Source organism: Catellatospora sp. IY07-71, assembly GCF_018326265.1.
Taxonomy (GTDB): Bacteria; Actinomycetota; Actinomycetes; order Mycobacteriales; family Micromonosporaceae; genus Catellatospora.
This window is the reverse complement of record NZ_AP023360.1, coordinates 6,445,001-6,471,767: the sequence shown is the minus strand read 5'-3', so window position 1 is coordinate 6,471,767 and position 26,767 is coordinate 6,445,001. Positions and strand designations below refer to the sequence as shown.

At 72.5% G+C, this 26,767-nt stretch carries 19 protein-coding genes and 1 rRNA gene (1 of these 20 only partly in view); 14 read left to right on the top strand and 6 right to left on the bottom strand.

What is annotated here, in order from left to right; all coding sequences use genetic code 11:
• Nucleotides 1-160 precede the first annotated feature (160 nt).
• Genes CS0771_RS28830 through CS0771_RS28810 form a run of 5 tightly spaced genes read left to right on the top strand, consistent with a single transcriptional unit; the run spans nucleotide 161 to nucleotide 7,169 of the window.
• Nucleotides 161-1,588 carry a class I adenylate-forming enzyme family protein gene (locus CS0771_RS28830; protein ID WP_212846096.1) on the top strand — a complete coding sequence of 476 codons (1,428 nt, stop codon included), beginning with the start codon at nucleotides 161-163 and terminating at the stop codon, nucleotides 1,586-1,588.
• A complete protein-coding gene (locus CS0771_RS28825; protein ID WP_212843926.1) occupies nucleotides 1,585-4,452 on the top strand; it encodes a non-ribosomal peptide synthetase in 2,868 nt (955 codons plus the stop codon). Before CS0771_RS28830 ends, CS0771_RS28825 begins: the two co-directional genes overlap by 4 nt.
• Entirely contained in the window at nucleotides 4,449-4,688 is a 240-nt protein-coding gene (locus CS0771_RS28820) for an acyl carrier protein (RefSeq protein WP_212843925.1), read from the top strand. The genes CS0771_RS28825 and CS0771_RS28820 overlap by 4 nt, the downstream gene beginning before the upstream one ends.
• Entirely contained in the window at nucleotides 4,685-6,001 is a 1,317-nt protein-coding gene (locus tag CS0771_RS28815; RefSeq protein WP_212843924.1) for a condensation domain-containing protein, read from the top strand. Before CS0771_RS28820 ends, CS0771_RS28815 begins: the two co-directional genes overlap by 4 nt.
• Nucleotides 5,994-7,169 (top strand): macrolide family glycosyltransferase, encoded by a 1,176-nt coding sequence (locus CS0771_RS28810; protein ID WP_212843923.1) that lies wholly within the window; start codon nucleotides 5,994-5,996, stop codon nucleotides 7,167-7,169. Before CS0771_RS28815 ends, CS0771_RS28810 begins: the two co-directional genes overlap by 8 nt.
• Nucleotides 7,170-7,184: 15 nt before the next feature.
• Here the strand turns inward: CS0771_RS28810 and CS0771_RS28805 are convergent, their stop codons facing one another.
• The 5 genes from CS0771_RS28805 to CS0771_RS28785 all read right to left on the bottom strand — a co-directional run bounded on the left by CS0771_RS28805 (nucleotide 7,185) and on the right by CS0771_RS28785 (nucleotide 15,042).
• A complete protein-coding gene (locus tag CS0771_RS28805) occupies nucleotides 7,185-8,936 on the bottom strand; it encodes an ABC transporter ATP-binding protein (protein ID WP_212846095.1) in 1,752 nt (583 codons plus the stop codon).
• Between the two features lie 11 nt (nucleotides 8,937-8,947).
• Entirely contained in the window at nucleotides 8,948-10,684 is a 1,737-nt protein-coding gene (locus CS0771_RS28800) for an ABC transporter ATP-binding protein (protein ID WP_244871092.1), read from the bottom strand.
• Nucleotides 10,681-11,730, bottom strand: coding sequence for a hypothetical protein (locus tag CS0771_RS28795; protein WP_212843922.1), 1,050 nt, complete (start codon nucleotides 11,728-11,730; stop codon nucleotides 10,681-10,683). Before CS0771_RS28795 ends, CS0771_RS28800 begins: the two co-directional genes overlap by 4 nt.
• A gap of 257 nt (nucleotides 11,731-11,987) precedes the next feature.
• Nucleotides 11,988-13,235: an SGNH/GDSL hydrolase family protein gene (locus CS0771_RS28790; RefSeq protein ID WP_212843921.1), complete on the bottom strand. Its 1,248-nt coding sequence runs from the start codon at nucleotides 13,233-13,235 to the stop codon at nucleotides 11,988-11,990.
• 229 nt (nucleotides 13,236-13,464) lie between these two features.
• Nucleotides 13,465-15,042 (bottom strand): right-handed parallel beta-helix repeat-containing protein, encoded by a 1,578-nt coding sequence (locus CS0771_RS28785; protein WP_212843920.1) that lies wholly within the window; start codon nucleotides 15,040-15,042, stop codon nucleotides 13,465-13,467.
• Between the two features lie 464 nt (nucleotides 15,043-15,506).
• Between CS0771_RS28785 and CS0771_RS28780 the strand changes: the two genes are divergently transcribed.
• Nucleotides 15,507-16,730, top strand: coding sequence for a serine/threonine-protein kinase (locus tag CS0771_RS28780; protein WP_212843919.1), 1,224 nt, complete (start codon nucleotides 15,507-15,509; stop codon nucleotides 16,728-16,730).
• 79 nt (nucleotides 16,731-16,809) lie between these two features.
• Here CS0771_RS28780 and CS0771_RS28775 read toward each other — a convergent pair whose 3' ends face one another.
• Nucleotides 16,810-17,793 (bottom strand): hypothetical protein, encoded by a 984-nt coding sequence (locus tag CS0771_RS28775; protein ID WP_212843918.1) that lies wholly within the window; start codon nucleotides 17,791-17,793, stop codon nucleotides 16,810-16,812.
• 233 nt (nucleotides 17,794-18,026) lie between these two features.
• Between CS0771_RS28775 and CS0771_RS28770 the strand changes: the two genes are divergently transcribed.
• From CS0771_RS28770 to CS0771_RS28735, 8 genes are all read left to right on the top strand, one after another.
• On the top strand, nucleotides 18,027-19,151 hold the full coding sequence (locus CS0771_RS28770) for a LacI family DNA-binding transcriptional regulator (protein ID WP_212843917.1): 1,125 nt from the start codon (nucleotides 18,027-18,029) through the stop codon (nucleotides 19,149-19,151).
• A 2-nt stretch (nucleotides 19,152-19,153) separates the two neighbouring features.
• The gene (locus tag CS0771_RS28765; RefSeq protein WP_212843916.1) at nucleotides 19,154-20,728 is read left to right on the top strand and encodes an FAD-dependent oxidoreductase; all 1,575 of its coding nucleotides are present in this window, start codon (nucleotides 19,154-19,156) and stop codon (nucleotides 20,726-20,728) included.
• A 23-nt stretch (nucleotides 20,729-20,751) separates the two neighbouring features.
• The gene (locus CS0771_RS28760; protein ID WP_212843915.1) at nucleotides 20,752-22,029 is read left to right on the top strand and encodes a sugar ABC transporter substrate-binding protein; all 1,278 of its coding nucleotides are present in this window, start codon (nucleotides 20,752-20,754) and stop codon (nucleotides 22,027-22,029) included.
• Nucleotides 22,026-22,919 carry a carbohydrate ABC transporter permease gene (locus CS0771_RS28755; RefSeq protein ID WP_212843914.1) on the top strand — a complete coding sequence of 298 codons (894 nt, stop codon included), beginning with the start codon at nucleotides 22,026-22,028 and terminating at the stop codon, nucleotides 22,917-22,919. Before CS0771_RS28760 ends, CS0771_RS28755 begins: the two co-directional genes overlap by 4 nt.
• Nucleotides 22,909-23,739, top strand: coding sequence for a carbohydrate ABC transporter permease (locus tag CS0771_RS28750; protein WP_212843913.1), 831 nt, complete (start codon nucleotides 22,909-22,911; stop codon nucleotides 23,737-23,739). Before CS0771_RS28755 ends, CS0771_RS28750 begins: the two co-directional genes overlap by 11 nt.
• A 1-nt stretch (nucleotide 23,740) precedes the next feature.
• The gene (locus tag CS0771_RS28745; RefSeq protein ID WP_212843912.1) at nucleotides 23,741-24,694 is read left to right on the top strand and encodes an acetylxylan esterase; all 954 of its coding nucleotides are present in this window, start codon (nucleotides 23,741-23,743) and stop codon (nucleotides 24,692-24,694) included.
• A 232-nt stretch (nucleotides 24,695-24,926) separates the two neighbouring features.
• On the top strand, nucleotides 24,927-26,333 hold the full coding sequence (locus CS0771_RS28740) for a cytochrome P450 (RefSeq protein WP_212843911.1): 1,407 nt from the start codon (nucleotides 24,927-24,929) through the stop codon (nucleotides 26,331-26,333).
• A 357-nt stretch (nucleotides 26,334-26,690) separates the two neighbouring features.
• Nucleotides 26,691-26,767: ribosomal RNA gene (locus CS0771_RS28735) — 16S ribosomal RNA — on the top strand (it continues 1,439 nt past the right edge of the window).

Sequence of the window (26,767 nt, the reverse complement as noted above, 5' to 3'; positions counted from 1 at the left end):
CGGAAAGCGCTTTCCTCCGTTCGGACGATGCCCCGTCCGGCGGCTCCCGATGCAGACTCGTGTCGATGTGCGGGCGAGATGCCGATCCCCGCTTCTCCGTCGTGTTAGGAGACGTTCTCCCATGCCCGGGATCGGCGAGCACCCCCCGCGACCGTGCACCGTGCCCGGCTTGCTGGCCGCACGGCGTGCCCGGCACCCGGACCAGATCGCCATCGAGGTCGCGGGCGTCGACACGCTCACCTTCGCGCAGTGGGCCGACGGGTCCGCCGCCCTCGCCGGGGCGCTGCGCGACCGGGGCGTCACGCCGGGCACCGCCGTCGGGCTGGCCTTCGCGGGCCGCGACTGGACCGCCTTCGCCGTCGCCTACTGCGGCGTGCAGCTGGCCGGCGGGATCGCCGTGCCGCTGCCCGACCAGCTGCCCCCGGCGCGGCTGGCGCAGCTGCTGGCCGCGTGCGGCGCGCAGCTGGTCATCAACGGCCGGGACGACGTCGACGCGCTGGTCGCGGCCGGGACGCCCGACGACGTGGACCTGTCCCGCCCGGCCGACGTCGCCCAGATCCTGTTCACCTCCGGCACGTCCGGCCTGCCCAAGGCGGTCGCCGCCACCCACGCCAACCTCACCTCGGGCGCGCCCGCTCACCCGAACCGGATGCCGCTGGCCCACTCCCGGCGGTTCCTGCACGCCTTTCCGATCGGCACGAACGCCGCGCAGACGATGCTCGTCAACGCGCTCACCGCCCGGCCCGCGGCGCTGACCCTGCCCCGCTTCACTCCGCGCCGCTTCGCCGCGCGCCTGCCCGAGGCGGGCACCGTGTTCCTGGTCCCCGCGACGGCGATCGAGCTGCTCGACTCCGGCGCGCTGGACGGCGTCGACCTGGGCGGCGTACACCTGGTCGGCTCGACCGCCGCGCCGCTGCCGCCCGCCGTCGCGCTGCGGCTGGCCCGCGCCTTCCCCAACGCCGCGATCGTCAACCACTACACGTCCACCGAGGCCGCGCCCGCGCACACCACCACGATCTTCGACCCCCGGCGTCCGGACGCCGTCGGCCGCGTCACCGGTGGCGCGGTACGCATCACCGACGCCGACGGCAGCCCCCTGCCCGACGGCGAGACCGGCCACGTATGGCTGCGCTCGCCGTTCGCCCGCCGCTACCTCGGCGACGAGCGCGCCACCCGGGACACCTTCCAGGACGGCTGGGTGCGCATGGGCGACCTGGGCCGCCTGCACGAGGGCTTCCTCTACCTGTCCGACCGGGACGGCGACGTGGTCAAATCCGGCGCCTACAAGATCTCCACGCTGGAGGTCGAGAACGCGCTGCACGAGCACCCGGGCGTCGCCGCCGCGGCCGTGCTCGGCGTGCCGCATCCGGTGCTCGGCACCCGGCTCGCCGCCGCGGTCGTGCCCCGGCCGGACGCGGCCCGGCTCGACCTGCCCGCAGTCCGGGCCTTCCTCGCCGCGCGGCTCGCCGACCACCAGCTGCCCGGCGATCTGCTGGTACTCGACGAACTCCCGCGCAACGACGCGGGCAAGGTCCTAAAACGACAGCTGGTGGCGCTGTTCCCCGCCGGCACCGGAGGTGACGCGTGAATCCGACCATGCACGGCGTGTGGTTCACCGAGCAGGCACAGGTCGCGGGCACCGCGTACCACATGGCGCTCGGGGTCCGGCTCGACGGCGACCTCGACCGGCACGCCCTGGGGGAGGCGTGTGCCGCGGTCGTCGCCCGGCATCCGGTGCTGTCGAGCGCGGTGACCCTCGCGGGTGACCTGCCGGAGCTGGTCCCCGCCGCGGAGAAGGTCACGCTGACCGACGCGCCGTACAGCGAGCAGCGGGTGCGCGAGGAGATCGAGCGCCCGTACGACCTGGCGCGCGGGCCGCTGGCCCGGTTCCTGCTGCTGCGGGAGGCGCCCACCCGGCACCTGCTCCTGTGCACCGCCCACCACCTGGTCTTCGACGGCATGTCCAAGGACCTGTTGCTGGCCGACCTGGCCGCCGCGTACGCCGGGACCGAACTCGCCCCGCTGCCCGCCGCCACGGACGGCGTGACGGACGAACAGGCGGTCGCCGCCGCCCGCGCCTACTGGGCCGGCCAGGCCACCAGCCCCGGCGAGGTGGTGCTGCCGGACCTGACCGGTGTCCCGACCGCTGCGGAGCCCGGTCACGCCGTGGAGATCGAGCTGCCCACGGTCGACGTCGCGGGCCTCACCCGGTTCGAGGTGCTGCTCGCCGCGATCCACGTGCTGCTGGCCCGCTACGGCAACACCGGCCTGCCGGTCGCCATCGGGCTGTCCACCCGCACCGAGCACACCGCGCGGCACATCGGCCTGCACGTCAACGAGCTGCCCGTCACCGTCGCCATGGCCATGGGGCGGTTCCGGGACTACGCCACGGCGCTGCGGTCGCGGCTGCGTGACCTGTACCGGCATCGGGCCGTGCCGCTGGCGCAGGTCAGCGGCGGGCTGCGGGCCGCGCCGTCGCTGACCGCGGTGTCGGTGGGCTACCGGCGGCGCGGCCCCGCGCCGGACTTCCCCGGCCTGGCCGCCGAGGTGCAGTGGGCGCTGTTCGGCGGCAGCGCCCGCAACGCGCTGCACCTGCAGTTCGTCGACGGCCCGGACGGGCTCACCGCGAGCCTCCAGCACGACCCGGCCCGGCTGCCCGTGGCGTCGGCGCGGCGGATCGGCGAGCACCTGCGCACGGTGCTCACCGCCGTGGCGGCCGACCCGGACGCCGACGTCGCGACGCTGCCGATCATGCCCGCCGCCGAGGCCGACACCGTGCTGCACCGCTGGAACGACACCGCCCGCCCCCGGCGGGAGAGCCTGGTCCGCCTGCTGGCCACGCAGACCGGGCTGCACCCGGACGAGACGGCGGTCGTCGACGGCGACGTGCGCCTCAGCTACGCCGACCTCGACCGCGCCGTGACCGAACTGGCCGCGCGGCTGCCCGGGGAGGGCGCGCTGGTCGCGGTCCGCATGCCGCGCGGCTGGCGGGCGCTGGTCGCGATGCTCGCGGTGCTGCGCGCGGGCGCGGCGTACGTGCCCGTCGACCCGTCCTACCCGCAGGCCAGGCAGGAGCTGATCCTCGCCGACGCCGACCCGGCGCTGATCCTCGACGACCTGGACACCGTCCCGCAGGCGCGTCCCGGCGGCGCGGTCCCGGCGGGGACGGCGTACGTCATGTACACCTCGGGCACCACCGGGCGGCCCAAGGGCGTCGTGGTCCCGCACTCCGCGCTGGCCAACCTGCTGCTCGGCATGGCCGAGACGGTCGGCAGCCGCCCCGGGGACCGGTGGCTCGGCCTGACTCCGCTGTCCTTCGACATCTCCGGCCTGGAGCTGTTCCTGCCGCTGGTCACCGGCGGTCGGCTGGTGATCGCCAGCGACCTCAGCGCGCTGGAGGGCCGCGCCGTCGCTGCGCTGATCGCCCGCGAGGGCGTGACCCACGTGCAGGCGACCCCGTCGGGCTGGCAGATCCTGCTGGAGGCGGGCTTCGGCGGCCCGGCGGTCACCGCGCTCACCGGCGGCGAGGCCCTGCCGCTGGACCTGGCCCGGCGGCTGCGCGCCCGCACCGCCCGGCTGATCAACGTGTACGGCCCGACCGAGACCACCATCTGGTCCACCGCCGACGAGATCCCCGAACAGCCGGACACGGTCGCGATCGGCCGCCCGATCGCCAACACCCGCACCTACGTGCTGGACCCGGCCGGGCGGCCGCTGCCCGCCGGGGTCTGGGGCGAGCTGTGCATCGGCGGCGACGGCGTGGCCGACGGCTACCTGCGCCGCCCGGACCTCACCGCCGAGCGGTTCACAGCCGACCCGTTCGGACCCGGCCGGCTCTACCGCACCGGGGACCGGTGCCGGTGGTCGGCCGACGGGCGGCTCGTCTACGGCGGCCGGGACGACGGCCAGGTCAAGATACGCGGGCACCGGGTGGAGCTGGAGGAGATCGAGGCCCACCTGCGCGAGCACCCCGGCGTCGCCCAGGCGGCCGTCGCGCTGCACGGCGGCGAGCTGGCCGGTTACCTGGTGCCTCGCGGCAACGCCCCCGATGCGGCCGAGCTGCGCCGCCACCTCGGCCAGCGCTTGCCCGCAGCCACCGTGCCGACGTCCTGGACGGTGCTGGACCGCCTGCCGCTCACCCCGAGCGGCAAGCTCGACCGCGCCGCGCTGCCCGAGCCGGTCCTGTCCCGCTCGCCCGCGCCCGTCCGCGGCGAGGGCTCCGCCGGTGACGACGAGCTGCTCGGCACGCTGCGCGCGATCTGGCAGGAGGTGCTGTCCGTCGAGGACGTCGGCGACGACGAGGACCTGTTCGACCTGGGCGGTCACTCGCTGACCATCACCCGGATCAGCGTGCGGATCACCCAGCAGCTCGGCCGCGACGTGCCGCTGGACGTCTTCTTCGACACGCCCACCATCGCCGAGATCGCGCAGTACCTGCGGGAGCAGCCGTGAGCGCGGGGCTGAGCGGCCGCCTGGCCGCGCTGGTGCACGACGCCACCACCGGGACGGTCACCGCCGAGCAGGCGCTGGCCGGGGGCTCGCTGCGGGCCCTGGGCCTGGACTCGCTCGGCGCGCTGCGGCTGATCGACGCCATCGACCTGGAGTTCGGCGTCGAGGTGGACCTCGGCGACGGGCCGGGCGCGGACACCCTCGACGCGATCACCCGGATGGTGGAGGAACGGCTGTGAGACATCTGCCGCTGTCGGCGCTGCAACAGCGCTTCTGGTACCTCTGCACCGCGTACCCCGGCGACGCGTCGCCGATCCTGGTGCTCAACTGGCGCCTGCGCGGCCCGCTGGACGTGGCCGCCTGGCGGGCGGCGGTGGACACCGTCGTGGACCGGCACGAGAGCCTGCGCACCGGCTTCGTGCTCCGCGACGGCGAGCCGGTGCAGGTCGTCATGCCGCCCGCCGGGATCGACACGGAGCTGGTGGACCTGCGTGAGCTGCCCGGCGGCGAGCGGGACGCCCGGGCCGGGGAGCTGCTGCGCGCCCGTACCCACCGATTGCTGGACCTCACCGCCGACCCGCTGGTCGGCTCGTGCCTGCTGCGGTTGGACGACGACCACCACGTCTTCTGCTTCACCATGCACCACCTGCTGGCCGACGGCGCGTCGCTGCGCATCGTCGGCCGCGAGATCCGCGCCGCCTACCTCGCCGCCCTCGACGGGACCAAACCCGACCTGCCGGAGCTGACGCTGCAGTACGGCGACTTCGCGCAGTGGCAGGCGGCGCAGGACCAGGCCGCCGACCTGGCGTACTGGTGCGAGCGGCTGGCCGGCGCCCCGTCGCTGGAGCTGCCCACCGACTCGCCCCGGCCGGCCGAGAAGTCCGCGCACAGCGCCGAGCACATCCACCAGATGGGCCCGGACCTGGCCGCCCAGGTGATCGAGCTGTCCCGGCGGACCCGCTGCACCCCGTTCATGGTGCTGCTCGCGGCGCTGCAGGTGCTGCTGCGCGAGCGCAGCGGCCAGGACGGCTTCTGCGTGGGCACGCCGGTCGCCGGGCGGGTCCGCGCCGAGTTCGAGCCGGTGGTCGGGCTGTTCGCGAACACGCTCGCGCTGCGCGCCGACCTGTCCGGCGACCCGACCTTCACCGACCTGCTCCGGCGTGCCCGGACCGGTGTCATCGGGGGGCTCCAGCGCCAGTCCGTGCCCCTCGGGAAGATAATTTCGACGCTGGGCGTGCCCCGCGATCCCGGCCGCACCCAGCTGTTCGACGTCGTGTTCAGCATGCGCAACGACAACCCGGTGCTCGCCTCGCACCTGGGCCCGCTGGAGATCGAGGGCTTCCCGCACGGGCACGCCAAGGTGCTGCACGACCTCGTGTTCGACATCTGGCGGCTGGACGAGGCGGGACTGCGCGCCGGGATCCGCTACGACACCGCGCTGTTCCGGCCCGACACCGTCGCGGAACTGGCCGAACGCTACGAGCAGATCCTGTCCGCCGCGGTCGCCCGGCCGGGGGACCGCCTCTCGGAGACGGGGGCGCTCCGTGGGTAGGCACATCGCGTTCGTCAACATCCCCGCCATCGGGCACGTGTTCCCCACCCTGGCCGTGGTCCAGGAGCTGACGCGCCGCGGACACCGGGTCACCTACGGCACCACCGAGAGCCGCCGTGCGGCGCTGGCCGAGGCGGGGGCGGCCGTGCACGCGTACCGGTCGCTGCGCCCGCCGGACAGCGACCCGACGGTGCGCGCGCCCGACCGGTCCGGCTACATCAGCCACAGCCTGCTCAGCTTCCTGGAGGAGGCCGAGGCCGCGTACGCGCAGCTCGCCCCCGTCTACCGGGACGACCCGCCGGACCTGGTCGTCTTCGACCGGATGGCGTTCGCCGGGCGGGTCCTGGCCGCCCGGATGGAGCTGCCGTCGGTCCAGCTGTGGCCGATGCTCGTCTCCAACGAGCACTGGTCGATGGCGCAGGCGCTGAACGCGTTCGACCCGACCGACCCGGTCCTGCACACCTATCTGGCCAAACTGGAGCGTTTCCTCGGCACGCACTGCCCGGCCCTGGCACCGGAGGAGTTCCTCAGCCCGCAACCCGAGGCGCACCTGGCGTTCTACCCACGCGCGTTCCAGTACGCGGGGGAGCGGTTCGGCCCCGGCTACCGGTTCGTCGGGCCGTGTCTGCGGCGTACGCCGCTGCGCTGGCGGCCGCCCCGGGACCGGGACGTCATCCTGGTCACCCTCGGCACGATCTACAACGCCCGGCCCGACTTCTACCGCTACTGCGCGGACGCGTTCGCGGGCAGCGACTGGCACGTGGTGCTCGCCGTGGGGGAGCGGATCGACCTGGACGCGCTCGGCCGCCTGCCCCGCAACGTCGAGCTGCACCGTTTCGTGCCGCAGCTGGACGTGCTCGCCCACGCCACCGCGCTGATCTGCCATGCGGGCATGGGCGGGGTGATGGAGGCGATGAGCCACGGCGTGCCGGTGCTCGCCGCGCCGCAGACCCTGGAGCAGGAGGCCAACGCGCTGCGGGTGGAGGAGCTGAGCCTCGGCGTACGGCTCCCGGCCGGCCTGACCGACCCCGGCGCGCTGAAGGACACCGTCGAGCTGATGGTCAAGGACCCGGCCATCGGCGACGGCGTGGACCACCTGCGCCGTGCGGTCGCCACCGCGGGCGGCGCGGCGCGGGCCGCCGACATCATCGAGGACTGCCTGACCTGACCGGCGCGGCCGGCCTCAGGCCAGCGCCCGCTCCCCGGCGAGCCAGGCCTCGTGCAGCTTCGCGTACGCCGAACCGGCCACCGCGACGAGTTCGTCGTGGTGGCCGCGCTGCACCGCCCGGCCCCCGTCGATCACGATCACCTCGTCCGCCTCGCGTGCGGTGGCCAGCCGGTGCGCGACGGTGATCGTGGTCCGCCCGAACGCCACCTGCGCCATCGCGGTGCGCAGCCGCACCTCGGCCGCCGGGTCGACGGCACTTGTCGCCTCGTCCAGGATCAGCAGGTCCGCGCCCGCCGCATGGGCACGGGCCAGCGCCACGAACTGCCGCTCGCCCACGCTCAGGCTCTCCCCGCGCTCGCCGACGACCGTGTCCAATCCCTCCGGCAGGCGGGCCGCCCAATCCAGCAGGCCCAGTTCGCGCAGGACGGCTGCCACCTCGTCGTGGTCGAGCGGGCGCCCGAACCGGATGTTGTCGGCGAGCGTCCCCCGGAACAGGAAACCCTCCTGCGGCACGAGGATCACCCGCTCGCGCAGGCTGCTCAGGCGTACCCGGTCCAGGGGCACCCCGGCCAGCAGGATCCGGCCGGACGACGGGTCGGCCAGCCGGGCCACGAGCTTGGCCAGCGTGGTCTTGCCGGCACCCGTCCGGCCCACCACCGCGACCCGGCTGCCCGCCGCGATGTCCAGGTCCACCTCGCGCAGCACCGGCTCGGCCGTGCCCGGATAGGTGAACCCCACGCCCCGCAGCGACACCGGCACCGGCCCCGCCGGCAGCTCGACCGCCTCGGCGTGCTCGGTGACGTCCGGCGGGATGTCGAGCACGTCCAGCACCCGCCGCCACCCGGCGACGGCGTTCTGCAGCCCGTTCAGCATCTCCCCGGCCACCTGCGCGGGCAGCGCGAACTGCGCCACCAGGAAGAGGAACGCCGCGATCTCGCCGACCGTCAGCCGGCCCGCCACGCCGAGCACCACCCCGAGCACCGCCGTGGCGGCCAGCGCGACCCCGGTGGCCAGCTCGCCGACGGAGTACGCGGTGACGGTGAGCCGCGAGGCGCGCTGGGAGGCGTGCCGGTGCGCGTCGACCGCCCGATCCAGCCGGCCGACGGCCCGGTCGGCGACGTCGTAGGAGCGGATCACGTCCGCGCCGGTGACGCTCTCCGACACCATCGCGAGCATCTCTGCCGAGCGCTCGCGCACCGTCCCGTACGCCGCGGCGAGGTTGCGCATGCAGGCGCGCACCACCCACCCGACCGGCGCGAACACCGCGAGCACCACCAGCGCCAGCGGCCACGAGTAGAAGAACATCACCGCGCCGGTGACCAGCGTCTGCCCGGCGCAGATGAACAGCACCACCCCGTTCCACTGCAGGAACGAGGTGACCTGGTCCACGTCGGAGGTCGCCCGGGCCACCAGCGCGCCGCGCCGCTGCGCCCCGACGTGGTGCACCGACAGCTCGTGGATGTGCCGGAACACCTTCACCCGCACCGCCGCCAGCGCGGTCTCGCTCACGTCGAACAGGCGCAGCATCATCGCGTACCCGCACAGCATCGACACGGCGAGCACGGCCAGCCCGGCCGCGCCGATCGCGGCGACCACGGCGAAATCCGGGCCGCCGGGCCCGCGCAGACCGTCGTCGATCGCCCGCTGCACCGCCACCGGCACCGCCGCCCGGCCCGCGGTCATGCCCACCGCCAGCAGCAGCGTGACCACCAGGCCGCGGCGCAGCTCGGGCGAGAGCCGCAGCGCGCGGCGCAACGTGTCCCACATGGAGCCGTCCTTCACGCCGCCACCCTCCGGTCGTACGCCGCCAGCAGCTCCCGGTAACCCGGCTCGCCCGCCATCAGCTCCTGATGCGTGCCGAGCGCCGCGACCCGGCCCCGATCCAGGTAGACGACCTCGTCGGCCAGCGCGATGGCGGGCCGGCGGGTGGCGACCACGAGCATCGCCGGGCCGTGCGCGGCGCGCAGCCCGGCCAGGATGTCCGCCTCCACCACCGGGTCCACGGCGCTGGTGGCGTCGTCGAGCACGAGCAGCCGGGGCCGCCCGGCCAGCGCGCGGGCCAGCGCGAGCCGCTGCCGCTGCCCGCCGGACAGGGCCGCGCCCCGCTCGCCGACCGCGGTGTCCAGCCCGTCGGGCAGCGCCCGGACGAAGTCGTCGGCCTGCGCCACGCCCAGCGCCTGCCACACCGCGTCGTCGTCGAGACCGGGCCGGTCCAGCGTCACGTTGGCCCGCACGCTGTCCTGGAACAGGAACGGCACCTGCGGCAGGTAGGCGACGGCGCGCGCGTACGCGGCGGTGCTGAGCTCGCGGATGTCCACGCCGCCGAGCAGCACCGCGCCGGACTCGGGCGGCAGCAGCCGGGCGGCGGCGGCCGCGACGCTCGACTTCCCGGAGCCCGTCCGGCCGACCACCGCGACCACCCGGCCGGGCGCCACCCGGAACGACACGCCGTCCAGGCCCCGCACACCCACCCCGGCGAATCGCAGCTCGGCCGGCCCGCTCACCTCGACGGTGCCGTACGGCGGCGCGTCCGCGGCGGCGAGCACCCGGTCCACCCGCTCGGCTCCCGCCACCGCCCGGGGCAGCGCCCCGAGCAGCCAGCCGATGGCCCGGATCGGCATGTCCAGCAGCGCGAACAGGAACGCCGCCGTGGTCAGCTCGCTCAGCCCCAGCGCACCCTGCTCGCACCGCCAGGCGCCCACGATGAGCACCGCGACCGTGCCGAACTGGGGTAGCGCGTCGATGACCGGGTCGTGCCAGGCACGGGCCCGGCCGATCGACACCAGGGTGCCGCGCAGCTCGCCGACCTGCGCGGCGAACCGGGCCGTCTGATGCTCCTCGCGGCCCATCACCTTGACCGTCAGCGCGCCGTCGAAGCTCTCGTGCGCCAGCGCGGTGACCTGCGCGCGGATCGCCTGGCTGCGCCGGTGGCGCGGGGCCACCAGGCGCGAGTACGCGGCGAACACCGTGACCAGCCCCGGGAAGACCACCACGCCGACCAGGCCGAGCGTCCAGTCGACGGCGAACAGCGCGGTCAGCGCCCCGGCCAGCAGGAACACCGTCGCGATCGCGTACGCGAGGCTGCCCGCCGGCGACGCGGCGGCGTCCACGTCCGACGACGCGTTGGACAGCAGCGCTCCGGTCGGGTTGTCCCGGTGCCAGGCCGGCGGCAGGCTGAGGTACTTGCGCACGATCTGTTTGCGCTGCCGCGCCTGCAGGCTCTGCTGCAGGTGCACGGCGCCCAGCCGCCGGCTGAAGATGCCCAGCACCTTCAGCGCGCTCACCCCCAGCAGCGCGGCGGCGGCCAGGGCCAGCAGCCCGGCGTCGACCCGGCCGCGGTCGAGCATCGGCGCCACCACGTCGGCGACGACCGCGCCGATCACGAACGCGCTGCCGATGGACAGGCCCACCACCAGGCACGCCCCGCCCAGCGAGATCGCGAACAGCCGGGGCTCGGACCGGATCATGTGACCGCACAGCCGGGCACCGCGGCTGATCAGCTCCCGCGCCTTCACCGCAGCGCCTCCACCCACAGCCCGGCCACGGCACTGGTCAGCGCGGCTTCATCGAACAGGGCGGCGTCGCCGGACCCGTCGCGGGCGGACGTGGCCGCGCGGGACAGCGCGGTCCCGGCCTGCGCGTCCTCGGCCAGGATCGGGTCCAGCCCGTCCGGGGCGGGCAGCCCGCAGTGCGCGAACAGCGCCGCGAGCACGGCGTGCGGGTCGGCCTGCAGGTCCTCGTACGTCGCGGTGAACAGGTCGACGCCCCGGTGCCGCAGCGCCAGCGCGCGTTCCAGCTGCGACACCCACTGGCAGGCCATCACCTCCTCGGGCGACAGCAGCCGCCTGGTCCGGCCGCGCCACCGGGCGACCAGCGGGATCAGCGTGCCGAGCCGGTCCTGCACCGCCGCCGGGTCGGTAACCAGTGCCGGGTCGTAGGCGGCGAAGGCCCGCGCGGTGGAACGCGCCCAGGCCAGCGGGTCGCGGTAGAGGAAGACGGCGGCGAACGCGGGGCACTCCTCGTGCAGCAGCGCGGCCAGCTCGATGACGAAGCTGCGCGGCTTGATCACCACCGGGCGTCCCCGCGACAGCACCCGTACGCAGCTGCGGGCCAGCTCGCGCAGCTCGCCCTCGGCCAGCCGGGGGGCGAGGGCGACCAGCTGGGTGAGCGCGTCGGGTTCGGACACCCCCACCAGGCCGCCCGGCCCGGCGAGCGCGGCGGCGACCAGGGTCGAGCCGCAGCGGCCCGTGGAGTGGAGGAACACCCCGCGCGGTTCCGGAGTCGGCAAGGCGTGCAGCTCGTCATAGGACAGCGCGACGACCTCGGTGGCCTGCTCGTACTGGGCGAGGAAGTAGAACGGGGCGCGGGCCGGGTCGGTGCCGGTCCTGGTGAACAGGGCACGGCGATCGTCGTGGTCCAGGCAGTACAGGCTGTATGCCGGATCGGTCATCACGACCCGGGGATCGACGGAGGCCACCGGCTCGCAGCGGAGGTCGGCGGGGCTCGCCACCGCCAGGGGGTAGGGCTTGCTCCGGTCCACCAGTGCGCGCAGCTCGGCCATCCACACCGTCCAGGGAAGAAGATGAGGGCGGCATGCCGGCCGCCCTCATCTGCACTTCTCGGTCTCGGGCAGGAGACCGAGCCACGTCGCCCACGCTACGGGTAAGCGCTTTCCTCGAACAAGTATTTGCATTCGCAGATTTGTTGCATGCCATCAAACCCCGCGGACCGTGCCAATCCGCAATTTCCGACACGCTCAGCCGTGAGCAGGGCTCCCACCGTGTCAGCGCGGTGGGACCCCTGCTCACGGGTGTTCGATCAGAGCAGCCAGAGCGGCACGGCGTTGGCCAGGGCCTGGGCGCCGGTGTCGTTGGGGTGGATGTGGTCGCCGCTGTCGTAGGCGGGCAGGACCTTGCTCGGGTTGGCCGGGTCGCGCAGGATCTGGTCGAAGTCGACCAGCCCGTCGAACCCGGTGTCGCCGCGCAGCCACGTGTTGACCGCCTGCCGGACGGCCTCCTTCTCCGGCGTCCACGTCGCGTAGCCCTCGAACGGGCCGAGGGTGGCCACGACGGTGCGCAGCCCGTGGGCCTCGGCCTGCGCCGCGAGCTGGCCGAGCCCGGCGATGACCTGTTCGGCGGTGAAGCCGGACAGGTGCACGTCGTTGATGCCCAGCTCGACGAACACGCTGCGCACGCCGGGCTGGTTGAACACGTCGTCGTCGAGGCGGGCCAGGGCGCTGTTGCCCAGGGCCGGGCTGTTGATGGCCAGCCCGTCCTTGGTGACCTGGTTGCCCGCGAGGGCCACGTTGATCACACCGGGGTCGCCGAGAGCGGGCCAGGTGCTGTTGATCCGCGTGGCGAGGTAGTCCGGCCAGCGGGTGTTCGCGCCCAGCGTCGAGCCCGACCCGTCGGAGATCGAGTCGCCCAGCACCACGACCGTGCCCAGGCCGGTCTTGGTCGAGACCTCGACCCCGGCCAGGTAGTAGAAGTGGTTGTACGCAGCCGTCTGGCCGGTGCCGTCGGTGTCGGCGGCCCGGTCCCCGGCGTAGACGTACGAGGTCTGCCGTGCCGTCCAGTGCCAGGAGGTGGCACCGGTCGGGGTCGGCAGGTAGATCGTCACCGCGAGCTCGGACGTGCCCGCCACCGGCAGGTCGACCGGGTCGGACAGCACCTCCGCACCCTTGTACACGGTCGCCGACGCCGACCCGCCGTTGAAGGTGACCTCCCGGACCGACCCCGCCTGCAGCGTCGGCGAGCCCGGCGCGGCGGGCAGGCCGACGGTGGCGTGGCCGATCGTGAGCGGGCCGGTGCCGTACGCGTTGGTGAACCGCAGCCGGACCTGCTCACCGCCCAGCGACACCCGCACGATCTGCCGGATCGACTGGTCGGCGAACCCGTTGAGGCTGCTGCCCGTGTTGGCCAGGCTCGGCGCGGTCAGGGCGGTCCCCCAGGTCCCCACCCACCGCGGCGGGATCCCGCCCGAAGCCGGGCCGGCCGCCGCGACCAGGCTCGCCGCGGCCAGGCCGAGACCGGCCAGCCCCGCCACGACACGCCTACGTTTGATCATCACTTGTGGAACCTCCGTCGATTCCCGAGAAGGGGGACGCGGCGGGGGCGTCCCGCCACCGGGACCACCATGCCAATAAATACGTAATATGTAGATATCCGAATCTATCGACGTGGTTGACGGATCGGCTGATTAAAAAGGCCCGTCCGGTGCGGCGGGAAGCGGCGGGTCGCCCAGGGGGCGCCGGGCGACCCGCCGGCCTGTGCCCGGCTGCGCCGGTCCGCCGCGGCTAGAAGCGGGCTCCCACGTCGGCGCCGTTGCTCGGGCGCAGGAACGTGGAGGAGGGGATCGAGCCGTCGGCGTTACGCGGCCCGGTGATGGTGCTCGGGCTGGTGCTCTGGAACGACCAGCTGCCGCCCAGGTCCCACGAGTTGCCCGAGCCGCTGGAGTTCGAGCCCAGCGACACCGCCGTGCCGTTGGCCACGGCCAGGTTCTTCGTCAGCGTGCTGTCGGAGCGGTTGAAGTTGAAACCGGTGCCCGGGTTGTCCCAGGCGGTGCAGTGGTCGATCACGTGCTGGCCCGGGTTGTTGTTGTCGATGAACCCGCCGACCGCGTTGTCCCAGGTCATGCTGTTGCGCACGGTGTGGCTCGCGGAGACCGCGTTGCCGCCCAGCTTGAACCCGTTGCCGTCACCGGTGTAGTTCGGCAGGTTCCACCGGTTGAAGCCGTTGCCCCAGGCCAGGCTGTTCTCCAGCAGGATCGGCGACTGGAACATCCAGAAGTCCAGCCCGTCGTCGGAGTTGTTCCACAGCCGCACGCCGCGCACCACGTTGCCGCTGCCGGAGCCCTCCTTGATGGCCAGGCCGTCGGCGCTCTCCCCGTTCTTGCGCGGGTCGCGGTTGCCGTACGCGTCGAGGTTCAGCACCAGGTTGTTGCTCGACGAGCCCTGCAGGTGCAGGCCGCTCTCGTAGTTGTCCCGGGTGACCAGGCGCTCGAACACGCTGTTGTTGGTGTCCAGGCCGAAGACGCCGTACGGCCCGTTGATGATCTCCAGCCCGACGAGGCGCCACCAGTCGCCCTCGATGTGGATCGCGCCGCGGTCCGCGCGCGGGATCGAGGAGTCCAGCGCACCCGGGGTGTACGGCATGTTCTCGCCGTCGATGATCGCCCGCTCGCCGTTGTAGCTGCGCAGGGTGATCGGCTGGCTCGACGTGCCGTTCTTGAGCAGCTGGATGTTGGTGCTCGGCGCGTACGTCCCGCCGCGCAGGTAGATGGTGTAGCCGGCCTGAGCCAGGTCCACCGCTCGCTGCACGGTGCGCAGCGGCGCGCTCAGCGTGCCCGCGTTCGAGTCATTGCCGTTGGTGGCCACATACAGGGCGTTCGTGGGCGGCGGCGTGCTGCCGACCTCGAACTCGAGGTGGTCCACGTTCGCCAGACCGCCCGAGGTGGTGGGGCTGAGCCGGATCGTGTTGCTGCCCGCGTTGACGTTCACGGTCAGCGTCTTCGTGGTCCAGGCGTCCCAGGTGCCGGTGCCCTCGAACGAGACGCTCTGCACGGTCGCGCCGTTTACCACCAGCGAGGCGGGGCGGGCGGTGGTGGTCCCGTTGGCGAAGCGGACGCCGACCGTCGCGCTGCCCGCGGCGAACGCGCTGACCGTGAACTGCACGTAGCCGCTGGTGGAGTTGGTGCCGTTGCAGAAGCCGCTGCCCGAGAACCCGGACCAGTTGCTGTCGATCGTGCCGACGCAGACGGCGGGCGAGGTCTCGGCCTCGTACCGGGTCGGCGCGGCCAGCGCCGCGGGCGCGGGCAGTGCGAGCACCGCCGCGGCCGCCAGCGCGACGGCCGCGGCGGACGTTGTGACTCTCATGTGTCTCCCAAGCTGTCGTCGGCGTACGCGGCACCGAATGCCGGTCGTACGCCGCGGGGCGTGATGACGCACGAGGGTCCTCGCCCGGAGAGAACCCGGAACGTCGCTGCGCTCCAGTCTCTGGAAAGCGCTTGCCCGCTAGCAAGGGTTGACGTTTGCAGATTTGTTGCAGGCTTCATCGTGTTGTTTCGGCGGGTGTGATCGGAATTGAACTGGCACGCTGCGACCACCGTGGCGATGGGTCGGCGCAGGCGAGATGGCCGGTGGACCTGCCGACAGGTGGAAGAGTAAATGGTGCGGGACCACAACTTCTGGGTTGTAGATACAACCCAGAAGTTGTGGGCTGGCGCGGAGGGACTTGGCCGAGCCTGGTCCCGATGGGACGGCGAGGGTCATGGCGGACTACGTGCTGGCGCCCGCGCCGGATCGCGTTATCCGCACCTGATGCCGGGTATTGGCGCGTTGTGAAAGATCAACCCACCGTGCTCGGCGACCGCTACCGCCTGCTGGAGCGCATCGGCGCGGGCGGCATGGCGGTGGTCTGGCGCGCGTACGACGAGATCCTGCATCGCCCCGTGGCCGTGAAGATGCTGTCGCCCGCCGTCGGCGCCCGGCCGGACGGCCTGCGCCTGCTGCGCACTGAGGCGCTCGCCGCGGCCAACCTGCAGCACCCGCACATCACCCAGGTCTACGACTACGGCGAGCACGTCGCCGGGCAGGCGCGGCCCTACCTCGTCATGGAGCTGGTGGACGGGGTCACCCTGCTCCAGACGCTGCACGCGCATCCGGCGGGACTGGGCTGGCCGCGTACCGCCCGGATCACCGCGGAGACGGCCGCCGCGCTGGCCGCCGCGCACGCTCGGGGGGTGGTCCACCGCGACGTCACCCCCGCCAACGTCATGCTCACCGCCCGCGGCGTGAAGGTGCTCGACTTCGGCATCTGCACGCTCGCGGGCACCGCCGACGCCGACGACGAGCTGGTCGGCACCATCGACTACATCGCCCCCGAGCGGGTGGCGGGCACGAGCGCGGTGACCCCCGCCTGCGACGTGTACGCCCTGGGCATCGTCTTCTACCGCTGCCTGACCGGACAGCTGCCGTGGCGGGAGACCACGCCGACCCAGCGGCTGCGCGACCACGTGCTGGAGCCGCCCCGAGACCTGCCGCCGCTGCCCGGCCTGCCCGGCAGCGTGCGGGAGCTGTACCTGGCGTGCCTGGCCAAGAAGCCGGAGGACCGGCCGACCGCTGCGGAGATCGCCGCAGAACTCGGCGAGGGCGTGTCCCTGCCACCGGTGCCCGCGGCGGACCGGGTGACGGGAGACCTCACCCGGCTTCTGGCGATCACCCGCGCACCCGTGCCGGCGACCTCGGTCCCGCCGGGGCGCCCGGAGCTGAACTGGTGGGAGCGTACGCCCGTCCTGGTCGCCGGGGCGCTGCTCACCTTCGGCCTCACCGCGACCATGGTCGCCGCCGGTGTGCCGGAGGAGACCGCGGCCCGCTTCACTCCCGCCGACGGCGGATACTGCGCTACCGGCGACCAGCGCTGCCAGGACGTCTCCGGCCGCACCGGTGCGCCGTCACCCGTGCCCGCACCCGCCGCGCAGCGCATGGCGCCGCAGCCGGTGTCCCACCCCGCCCCGGCCGACGTCAAGGGCAAGCCGAAGCCGAAACCCAAGGGCAGGCCGTGAACCGAGCCCCTGGTGGTCAGACCCTCTCCGGGTCCGCCCACCAGGGGCTTTCAAGCGTTCGGGCACGCGCGCCCAGCCGTCACACCACGCGCGCGACCGCGATGGTGCCGTCGAGGCGCGGGCCTGCCTCGTAGAACATGTACTGCACGCCGCCGTCGGTGCCGAAGCTGGCTGCCGCCGCCCGCCCGCGGTCGGGCCAGGCGTCCATGGCCGCGTGGAAGACGCCGAGGTGCACCTCGCGGTCGAAGCTGTTGCCGACCTCGGTGAGGAACATGTCGCCGCCGTTGCCGTGGTAGACGACGTACGTCGTGTTGTTGCGCTTGAGCAGGTGCGGCGCGGCGATGTCGGTCTGCCCGTCCGGGCCGGGGGTGACCAGCGGCGTGGGGTCGAAGGAGAAGGTCTTGCCGTCGGCCGACCAGCCCCAGAAGATCTTGCGGGTGCCGTTGGTGACGCCCATGAACACCATGACGTACTTGTTGCCCAGGCCGGGCACGGCGTGCTCGAAGACGCGGGCGTACGACGTCTCCGTCGAGCCGGGGATGACGCCGGTGTGCAGCACCCGCCCGAAGTAGGTGAAGTTGACGCCGTCGGTCGACCAGGCCATCCGCGTCGTGTTGTTCTCGCCGTGGAAGTACATGTAGAACTTGCTGTTCGCGGCGTTCCAGATGACGTGCGGGCTGGACACGTGGCTGACGGAGTAGTGCGGCGACCAGACGTTGGACACGATCGGGTTGTTCGGGTACTCGGTGAACTGGCCGGACAGCGAGTCGCCGTAGGCCAGGCAGATGCCGCCGGGCGCGTCGTGGGGCGCGTAGTACAGGTAGTACCTGCCCAGCGGTGAGCTGATCTTGTCGTACACCCCGCGGATGCACGGGAAGATCAGCTCGTTGGTGGGGTTGTAGCGCAGGTTGGCCTTGGTGAACGGGGTCCCGAGGTACCGATACGTCGGGAAGCCGGCGGGGCCGGCGTGGGCGGGGGCGCCGAGGGCTGCGGCGCCGAGCCCACCGGCCGCCGCGGCGGCCCCTGCGGCCAGGAGCTGCCGGCGGCTGAGGGACGGGTTCATCGGTGTTGCCTCCCATCGATGGGGATGACCGAAAGTAACGGTGAGTCTCGGGCTCGCGCGGATCGGCCGTCAAGGGGCTAATACGAATTAGTTCAGGAACTTCCCGTGCGATCGATTTTGCTTTCGGGGCTTGACGAAGCGGCGGATCGTCCGCAGGATGTCATCTCACCGCAACAACTAATGCGCATTAGCCCGAGGATTGGACACGCACCGTGACCGGAGCCCGCAGGCGGGTGACCCAGCAGGACATCGCCCGCATGACCGGCGTCAGCCAGGCGACCGTCTCCCTCGTCCTCAACGGACGCTCCGATGCCGACGTCAAGCTGTCGGCGGAGACCCGGGAGAAGGTGCTGCGCGCCATCGCCGAGACCGGCTACGTGGCCGACCCGATCGCCCGCCGCCTGGCCGCCCGGCACAACCGCATCCTGGGCGTGTTCACCTACGAACCCGTCTTCCCCAGCGCGAACAGCGACTTCTACCACCCGTTCCTGGTCGGCATCGAGCAGCAGGCCGAGGTGCTCGGCTGCGACCTGCTCCTGCTGACCAGCACCCCGGTGGTGGACGGTCGGCGGCGCATCTTCCACGGCGACAACCGGCTGCGCCTGGCCGACGGCAGCATCCTGCTCGGCCGCACGATCGACCCCACGGATCTGGCCCGGCTGATCACCGAGGAGATCCCGTTCGTGTCGATCGGCCGCCGCGACGACGCCGGTGGGCCGGTGCCCTACGTCGGCGCCGACTACGCCGCGGCGACCGGCGAGGTGGTCCGCCGGGCGGTGGCGCTGGGCCACGACCGGCTGGCCTACCTCGGTCAGGGCGCGGGCCCCGAGTCGTGGGCCGACCGCGGCCGCGGCTTTCGCGAGGCCGTGGCGCAGGCCGGGGTGTACGGCGGCCACTACACGCCCACGGCGTACGGCGAATCCGAGTCAGGGGCGCCGGACGGCGCTGTTGAGCCGCCCGCCGCCGACCGTCGCGGCTCGGGCCCCGGCCCGCTGTCAGGCGGTGCACCCGAGCCCGGTGCGGCAGCCGTGGTGCGCGACATCGGCGCGGTGCTGGATGCGGCCCTGGCCGCCGGCGTGACCGCGGTGATCGCCGAGGAGCACGCCGACGGTGTCGCGCTCTTCGAGCTGGCCCGCTCGCGCGGGGTGGCGCTGTCGGTGGCCACGCTCGGGGAACCGACCCGGGCCGCCCTGCCGACCGCGGTGGAGTTCACCAGCCTGCGCATCCCGCGCCAGGCGATGGGCGCGCAGGCCGTCGAGGTCCTGACCGCCCTGATCGAGGGCTCGGCCTCCGCCGCGCAGCGCCTGCTGCCGTGCGAGGTCGTGCCCGGCGAGACGCTCAGCGAAAGAGGTAAGTGAACATGCAGGCCGAGATTCTGGTGGTCGGCGGCGGCCTCGGCGGGGTCGCCGCGGCGCTGGGCGCACTGCGGGCGGGGCGCCGGGTGGTGCTGACCGAGGAGTACGACTGGCTCGGCGGCCAGCTGACCAGCCAGGCCGTGCCCCCGGACGAGCACAGCTGGGTGGAGCAGTTCGGCATCACCGCGAGCTACCGCGCGCTGCGCGACGGCATCCGCGACTACTACCGGGCCCACTACCCGCTGACCCCGGCGGCGCGGGCCTGGCGCGAGCTCAACCCGGGCGGCGGGCACGTCAGCCGGCTGTGCCACGAGCCGCGCGTCGCGGTCGCGGTCATCGAGTCGATGCTCGCGCCGTATCGCTCCTCGGGGCGGCTCACCGTGCTCCAGCCCTACCGGCCCGTCGCCGCCGACACCGACGGCGACCGGGTCACCGCGGTCACCGTCGAGCACCGGCACACGGGGGACCGGCTGACCATCGAGGCGCCGTACGTGCTGGACGCGACCGAGACCGGCGAGCTGCTGCCGCTGACCGGCACCGAGTACGTCACCGGCTTCGAGTCCCACCACGAGACCGGCGAGCCGAGCGCCCCGGACACCGCGCAGCCGATGAACATGCAGGCCGTGTCGGTGTGCTTCGCGATCGACCACGTCGACGGCGACCACACGATCGACAAGCCCGCGCAGTACGACTTCTGGCGCGCGTACCAGCCGGACTTCTGGGGCGACCGGCTGCTGTCGTTCCGCTCGCCCAACCCGCGCACCCTCGCCATCAGCGAGCGCACGTTCACCCCGAACCCGGACGACGACCCGCTGTCGGTCGTCGCCGACCAGCGCGTCAGCGCCGGTGACGGCAACCTGTGGACGTTCCGGCGCATCGCCGCCCGCAAGCTGTTCACGCCCGGCAGCTATGACAGCGACATCTGCCTGGTCAACTGGCCGATGATCGACTACTTCGAGAGCCCGGTCATCGACGTGCCCGACCCGGACACGCACTACGCCAACGCCCGGCAGCTGTCCCTGTCGGTCCTCTACTGGCTGCAGACCGAGGCCGGCTTCCCCGGCCTGCGGCTGCGCGGCGACGTCACCGGCGGCGCCGACGGCCTGGCCATGGCCCCCTACATCCGGGAGTCACGGCGCATCCGGGCCGAGTACACCGTGGTCGAGCAGGACCTGTCGCTGGCCGTACGCGGCGACAAGGGCGCGGTCAGCTATGAAGACGCGATCGGCGTCGGCATGTACCGCATCGACCTGCACCCCTCCACCGGCGGCGACAACTACATCGACGTCGGGTCCTGCCCCTTCGAGATCCCGCTCGGCGCGCTCATCCCGCGCCGCATGGACAACCTGCTGCCCGCCGGCAAGAACATCGGCACCACGCACGTCACCAACGGCTCGTACCGGCTGCACCCGGTCGAGTGGAACGTCGGCGAGGTGGCGGGCGCGCTCGCGGCGTACTCCCTGAACCACGGGCTGTCGCCGCGCGCCGTGCGCAACACCCCGGAGCACCTGTCCGGGTTCCAGGCACAACTCATCCGGGACGGCGTCGAGCTGCGCTGGCCCGACGTCTCCGGCTACTGACCCCCCACTGTGTTGGAGTTGCGATGAAGATACGCGGACTGATCGCCACCGCCGCCGCGGGCGCGCTCGCCCTGGGCCTGGCCGCCTGCGGCGCCGACGAGGAGCCGAGCACCGGCCCGGTGTCGCTGCGCATGACGGTGTGGTCCTCGAACGAGGCGCACCTGAAGCTGTTCAACGAGATCGCCGACGCGTACAAGGCGAAGAACCCCCGGGTCACCGAGGTGAAGTTCGACCCGATCCCGTTCGAGAACTACACCACCACGCTGACCACCCAGATCGCCGGCGGCAACGGCCCCGACCTGGCCTGGGTGCTGGAGAACTCGGCACCGGACTTCGTCAGCTCCGGCGCGCTCGTGCCGCTGGACGAGACGCTGGCCAAGGCCGAGGGCTACAACGCCGCCGACCTGAACCCGGCCGCCACCAAGCTGTGGCAGACCGACGGCAAGCTGTACGCCTACCCGTTCTCCACCTCGCCGTTCGGCATGTTCGTGAACAACGACATGGTCAAGGCCGCCGGGCAGCAGACCCCCGCCGAGCTGATCGCCGCGGGCCAGTGGACCTGGGACAGGGTCGTCGCCGTGGCCGCGGCCAGCGCCGCCAAGAGCGGCAAGTCGGGCCTGGTCGTGCGCGACTTCGACTACAAGGGCTGGGACAACCTGTCCACGGTCTGGACCGGCTGGGGCGCGCAGGCCTGGAGTGCCGACGGCAAGACCTGCGGCTTCGACCAGCAGCCGATGGTCGACGCGATGACCTTCCTGCACAAGGCGATCTTCACGGACAAGGCGCTGCCCGGCCCCGGCACCACCGCCGACTTCTTCGCCGGTGAGTCCGCCATGACGATCACCCAGATCTCGCGGGCGTCGCTGCTCAAGGACGCCAAGTTCGGCTGGGACCTGGTGCCGCTGCCCACCGGCCCGAAGGGCGAGTACTCGGTGATCGGGCAGGCCGGTCTCGGCGTACTGAAGAAGGGCAAGAACGCCGAAGTGGCCGCGGACTTCCTGGCCTTCTTCACCAGCCCGGAGAACTCGGCCAAGCTCGCGGCGTACTTCCCGCCGCCGCGCACCTCGCAGCTCACCGCCGAGACCCTCGCCAAGACCAACCCGCTGCTCAAGCCCGAGCAACTGCAGCAGGTCGTCATCGACGGCATCTCCACCGGCGTGGTCAAGCCCAGCCACAGCGGCCAGGCCGAGATCTCCCAGGCGGTGCGCGCCGCGCTCGACCCGCTGTGGAAGGCCGACGCCGACGTCAAGGCGGTGCTCGGCGGCGTGTGCCAGGCCATCAACCCCCTGCTGGCCAAGTGAGCACTCGCTTCTGGACGGGTAGCCGGCGCGATGCCGCCGCCGGCTACCTGTTCATCGCCCCTCAGCTCGTCGGCTCGGTGCTGTTCGTGTTCGTGCCGCTGGGCCTGGTGTTTTGGTACAGCCTGCACGAGTGGAACGTGCTCGCCGACACCTTCACCTTCACCGGCGCCGAGAACTACCAGGCGCTGCTGGACGACCCGAAGCTCGCCGACGCGCTGGTCGCCACCGGGTTCTTCTCCGCCGGGCTGGTCGTGCTCAACCTCAGCCTCGCGCTGCTGCTCGCGGTGCTGCTCAACCAGCGGCTGCGCGGCACGGTGTTCTTCCGGACCGTGTTCTTCTCGCCGGTCGTGGTGAGCCTGGTCGCCTGGACCATCGTCTGGGGCTTCCTGCTCCAGGACAACGGCGGGGTGAACGGGCTGCTCGACCTGTTCGGCGTGGACGGGCCGAACTGGCTGCGCGGCGAGGCCACCGCCATGATCGCCGTGATCGTGGTGCAGGTGGTCAAGAACGTCGGCCTGAACATGGTGCTGTTCCTGGCCGCGCTGCAGGGCGTGCCCGGCAACCTTTACGAGGCCGCCACCGTCGACGGCGCGAGCCGCACCCGGCAGTTCCGCAGCATCACGGTGCCGATGATCAGCCCGACCATCCTGCTCACCTCGATCATCACGGTGGTCGGCTCGCTGCAGGTGTTCGCGCAGATCGCGGTGCTCACCCAGGGCGGGCCGGGGACCTCCACCACCGTGCTCGTCTACTACCTCTACCAGCAGGCGTTCCAGTTCCACCACTTCGGTTACGGGGCCACCCTGTCGGTGCTGCTGTTCGCGATCGTGCTGCTGCTGACCCTGGTCCAGTGGCGGATGCGCCGGAAGTGGGTTTTCCATGAGTCGTAGGGCCAAGACCGCGATCTACGGCGTGCTGTGCCTGCTCGCCCTGCCGTTCCTGTTCCCGACCTGGTGGATGGTCACCTCGTCGGTGAAGCCGATCAACGACATCTTCGCGTTCCCGCCTTCGCTGCTGCCCACCGACGTGAGCTTCGACGCGTACCGCAAAGCGTTCGAGCTGCAGCCGTTCGCGCAGCAGTACTTCAACAGCATGTACATCGCGGTGCTGGTCACCGTGGGCACGCTGGCGGTCTCGGCGATGGCCGGGTACGCCTTCGCGCGGATCCGCTTCCCCGGCGCGAACGTGCTGTTCGTGGTGATCCTGACCGGGCTGCTCATCCCGAGCGAGGTCACCATCGTGCCGCTGTTCAAGATGTTCGACGCGTGGGGCATGGTCGACACGCACTGGCCGCTGATCCTGGTGCCGATCCTGGGCGCGCCCAGTGTGCTGGCCACGTTCATCATGCGGCAGTTCTTCCTCGCGCTGCCCGGCGAGCTGGAGGAGGCCGCCCGGGTCGACGGGCTCGGCCGGTTCGCGATCTTCCGGCTGATCGCGCTGCCGCTGGCCCGCCCGGCGCTGGGCGCGGTCGCCATCTTCACGTTCCTGCACAGCTGGAACCTCTACCTCGAACCGATCGTGTTCCTGTCCAGCTCCGAGATGTTCACCCTGCCGCAGGCGCTGACCCAGTTCGTCGACGCGTACGGCGGCCCGATGTGGGACATCCAGCTCTCGGCCGCCTCGATGACGGCGCTGCCGGTGCTGGTCGTGTTCGTCATCGCGCAGCGGCAGTTCATCGAGGGCCTGGCGCACACGGGGCTCAAGGGCTGACATGCCGATCACCGAACCGAACCCGGCGGACTACCGCAGCACCCTGCGGGCGCCCGAGGACTTCGACGCGTTCTGGGCCGCCACCCTGGCCCAGGCGCGCGAGTTCCCCCTCGACGCGCGCTTCGCCCCGGCGTGGCGGCGCGCGGTCGAGGTGCACGACGTCACCTTCGCCGGGTTCGGCGGGCAGCCGGTCAAGGCGTGGCTGGCCCTGCCCGCCGGGACCGACCGGCCGCTGCCCTGCGTGGTCGAGTACCCCGGCTACGGCGGCGGCCGGGGCCTGCCCCACGAGTGCCTGCTCTACGCCGCCGCCGGGTACGCCCACCTGTTCATGGACGTACGCGGCCAGGGCAGCGGCTGGCGCCACGGCGACACCCCGGACCCGGCCGGCGGCGCGCCGCAGCACCCCGGGTTCATGACGCGCGGCGTGCTCGACCCGCACGAGCACTACTACCGGCGGGTGATCACCGACGCGGTGCGCGCGGTCGCGGCGGCCCGCGCGTTTCCACTGGTCGACGCGGCTCGGGTCGCGGTAACCGGGGAGAGCCAGGGCGGGGGACTGGCCCTGGCCGCCGGGGCGCTGGTGCCGGACCTGGCCGCCGTCCTGCCGGACGTGCCGTTCCTGTGCGACCACCGGCGCGGCGCCGAGCTGGCCACGGCCGGGCCGTACCGGGAGGTCGCGGCGTACCTCGCCGTGCATCGCGAGCACGAGCAGCAGGTGTTCCGGACGCTGTCGTACTGCGACGGGGTGCTGTTCGCCGCGCGCGCCACGGCGCCCGCGCTGTTCAGCGTGGCGCACATGGACGCCAGCTGCCCGCCGTCTACCGTGTACGCCGCCTACCACCGCTATGCCGGGCCCAAGCGCATCGAGGTCTACCCGTTCAACGGCCACGAGGGCGGCCAGGCCGTCCAGGCCGCCGCCCGCCTCGACTTCCTCGACGGGATCTTCGCCCGCTGACCGACATCCGCCGCCTTGCCCGGCATCCGGTCAGATGCGCGCCCAAGATCCACCGACTTGCCCGGCACTCGGGCAGTCGCGCGCTCAAGATTCGCCCAGCTGCCGGGCAAGTCCGATGATCAATTGCGGCGGGCAGGAGGGCACGGGACTTCGCACAGTTGACGGTTTCGGCATGTTCTCTGCCGGATTCGGCCAGGATGGGGAGGAACGCCCAGGCCACCGGAGGTGCACCATGCCGCGACGCGCGGGGACCGGCGTGGATCGCGCCGCCACCGGGATGCGTGAGACGGCCGAGACACCGCCCTCGGCGACCGTGGGCACCCGCATCGCCTTCGCGTCGCCGCTGGAGAGCGCCCGCGTCCTGGGAGAGGTGCTGCTGCCGACCGTGGCCCAAGGTGTGATCCTGCGCCGGCCCGCCGCGGTGGCCGCGGCTGCCGCGTTGGGAAGCGACCGGCGCGCCGTACGGCTGCTGCAGCGCCTGCGCGAGCGCTACGACACCGACGCGCTCGTCCTGCGCCTGGCCGGCCGGGACGTGGTGCTGCTGCTCTCGCCGCGAGCCGCGACCCGCGTACTGCAGGGCACGCCCGTGCCGTACCGCACCGCGACCGTGGAGAAACGGGCGTCCCTCGCCCACTTTCAGCCGACCGGCGTGCTGATCTCCGACGGTCCGCTGCGCGCCGAGCGGCGCGCGTTCAACGAGGCGGTCCTGGAGACGGAGCTGCCGGTGCACCGTCTCACCGACCAGATCACCGCGGCCGCCCGGCAGGAGATGTCGGCCCTGGTCACCGGCCGCGACCGGCTGGAGTGGCCGGCGTTCTCCGCCGCGTTCGGGCGGCTGGTGCGCCGGATCGTGCTCGGCGACGGCGCCCGCGCGGACACCGAACTGACCAGCCTGCTCGACGCGCTGCGCGGCGACGCGAACTGGGCCTACCTGCGCCCACGTCGCGGCAGCCTGCTGCACCGGTTCCGGCTGCGGCTCGCCACCCACCTGGACCGGGCCGAGCCGGGCAGCCTGGCGGCGCTGCTGGCCGAGCAGCGAGCGCGGCCGGGCGTCGACCCATACGGCCAGGTGCCGCACTGGTTGTTCGCCTTCGACGCGGCGGCGGCCACCGCGTTCCGCACCCTCGCGCTGCTGTCCACCCACGCGACACCCCGGCGGCGGGTACGCGACGAGCCGGCCGCCCTCGACCCGGCCGGCGGGCCGTACCCCTATCTGGGCGCGTGCGTGCTCGACACGGTACGGCTGTGGCCGACCACGCTGGCGATCCTGCGGGAGAGCACCGCCATGACCGTGTGGGACGGAACGCCGCTGCCCCGGGGCACGTCGTTCGTCATCTACTCACCGCTGCTGAACCGGGATACGGCGTACCTGCCCGGGGCCGACCGCTTCCAGCCCGAACTCTGGCTCGGGGGCGGTGCCGAGCACCCTGCCGCGCTGGTGCCGTTCAGCGCGGGTCCGGCGGTATGCCCCGGGCGCAGCCTCGTGCTGCAGACCGTGACGGCGGCGCTCGGCGCTCTGCTGCGTGAGCACGACTTCCGGCTACTCGCCCGGACGCGGCTGGATGAGGGCTCGCCGCTGCCGCACACCTTCGGTCATACGAGCATCGGATTCACGATTACCCCTGTTTGGATGATGTGACCGGCGACAAGCGACCCCGATTTGCATCGTGGTTCGGGGGTCGCGTAATGTTCTCTCTGCCAGCGAGGAACGGACAAAACGCCAGGGCCTGAGGGTCGGGGCGGTGGCCGGATCGCTGAGCCGCCCGGAGTGGGGCGGCCCCCGGTTGGGGGTCGCGAAACCGGTCCGGTAGTCTGAGTGGGTCGCCCCGAGAACTTCCCGGAAACGGGTTGGTTTTGGTGTGTGCTTGTTCTTTGAGAACTCAACAGGGTGCTATATAGCCAGTGCCAATTATTTTCATCCTCGTGATGATTCCTTTGGTATGAAACAGATCTGGACATTTTGATGTCGGGTTTGTTCTGCCGGGTTTGAGAATTCTTTTTGGAGAGTTTGATCCTGGCTCAGGACGAACGCTGGCGGCGTGCTTAACACATGCAAGTCGAGCGGAAAGGCCC

What these genes read in the sequence shown, in the direction of transcription:
- CS0771_RS28805 (WP_212846095.1), bottom strand. Translation starts at nt 8,936, where the DNA reads ATGTGGGACACGTTGCGCCGCGCGCTGCGGCTCTCGCCCGAGCTGCGC.
- CS0771_RS28795 (WP_212843922.1), bottom strand. Translation starts at nt 11,730, where the DNA reads ATGGCCGAGCTGCGCGCACTGGTGGACCGGAGCAAGCCCTACCCCCTG.
- CS0771_RS28790 (WP_212843921.1), bottom strand. Translation starts at nt 13,235, where the DNA reads ATGATCAAACGTAGGCGTGTCGTGGCGGGGCTGGCCGGTCTCGGCCTG.
- CS0771_RS28785 (WP_212843920.1), bottom strand. Translation starts at nt 15,042, where the DNA reads ATGAGAGTCACAACGTCCGCCGCGGCCGTCGCGCTGGCGGCCGCGGCG.
- CS0771_RS28775 (WP_212843918.1), bottom strand. Translation starts at nt 17,793, where the DNA reads ATGAACCCGTCCCTCAGCCGCCGGCAGCTCCTGGCCGCAGGGGCCGCC.
- CS0771_RS28765 (WP_212843916.1), top strand. Translation starts at nt 19,154, where the DNA reads ATGCAGGCCGAGATTCTGGTGGTCGGCGGCGGCCTCGGCGGGGTCGCC.
- CS0771_RS28760 (WP_212843915.1), top strand. Translation starts at nt 20,752, where the DNA reads ATGAAGATACGCGGACTGATCGCCACCGCCGCCGCGGGCGCGCTCGCC.
- CS0771_RS28750 (WP_212843913.1), top strand. Translation starts at nt 22,909, where the DNA reads ATGAGTCGTAGGGCCAAGACCGCGATCTACGGCGTGCTGTGCCTGCTC.
- CS0771_RS28745 (WP_212843912.1), top strand. Translation starts at nt 23,741, where the DNA reads ATGCCGATCACCGAACCGAACCCGGCGGACTACCGCAGCACCCTGCGG.
- CS0771_RS28740 (WP_212843911.1), top strand. Translation starts at nt 24,927, where the DNA reads ATGCCGCGACGCGCGGGGACCGGCGTGGATCGCGCCGCCACCGGGATG.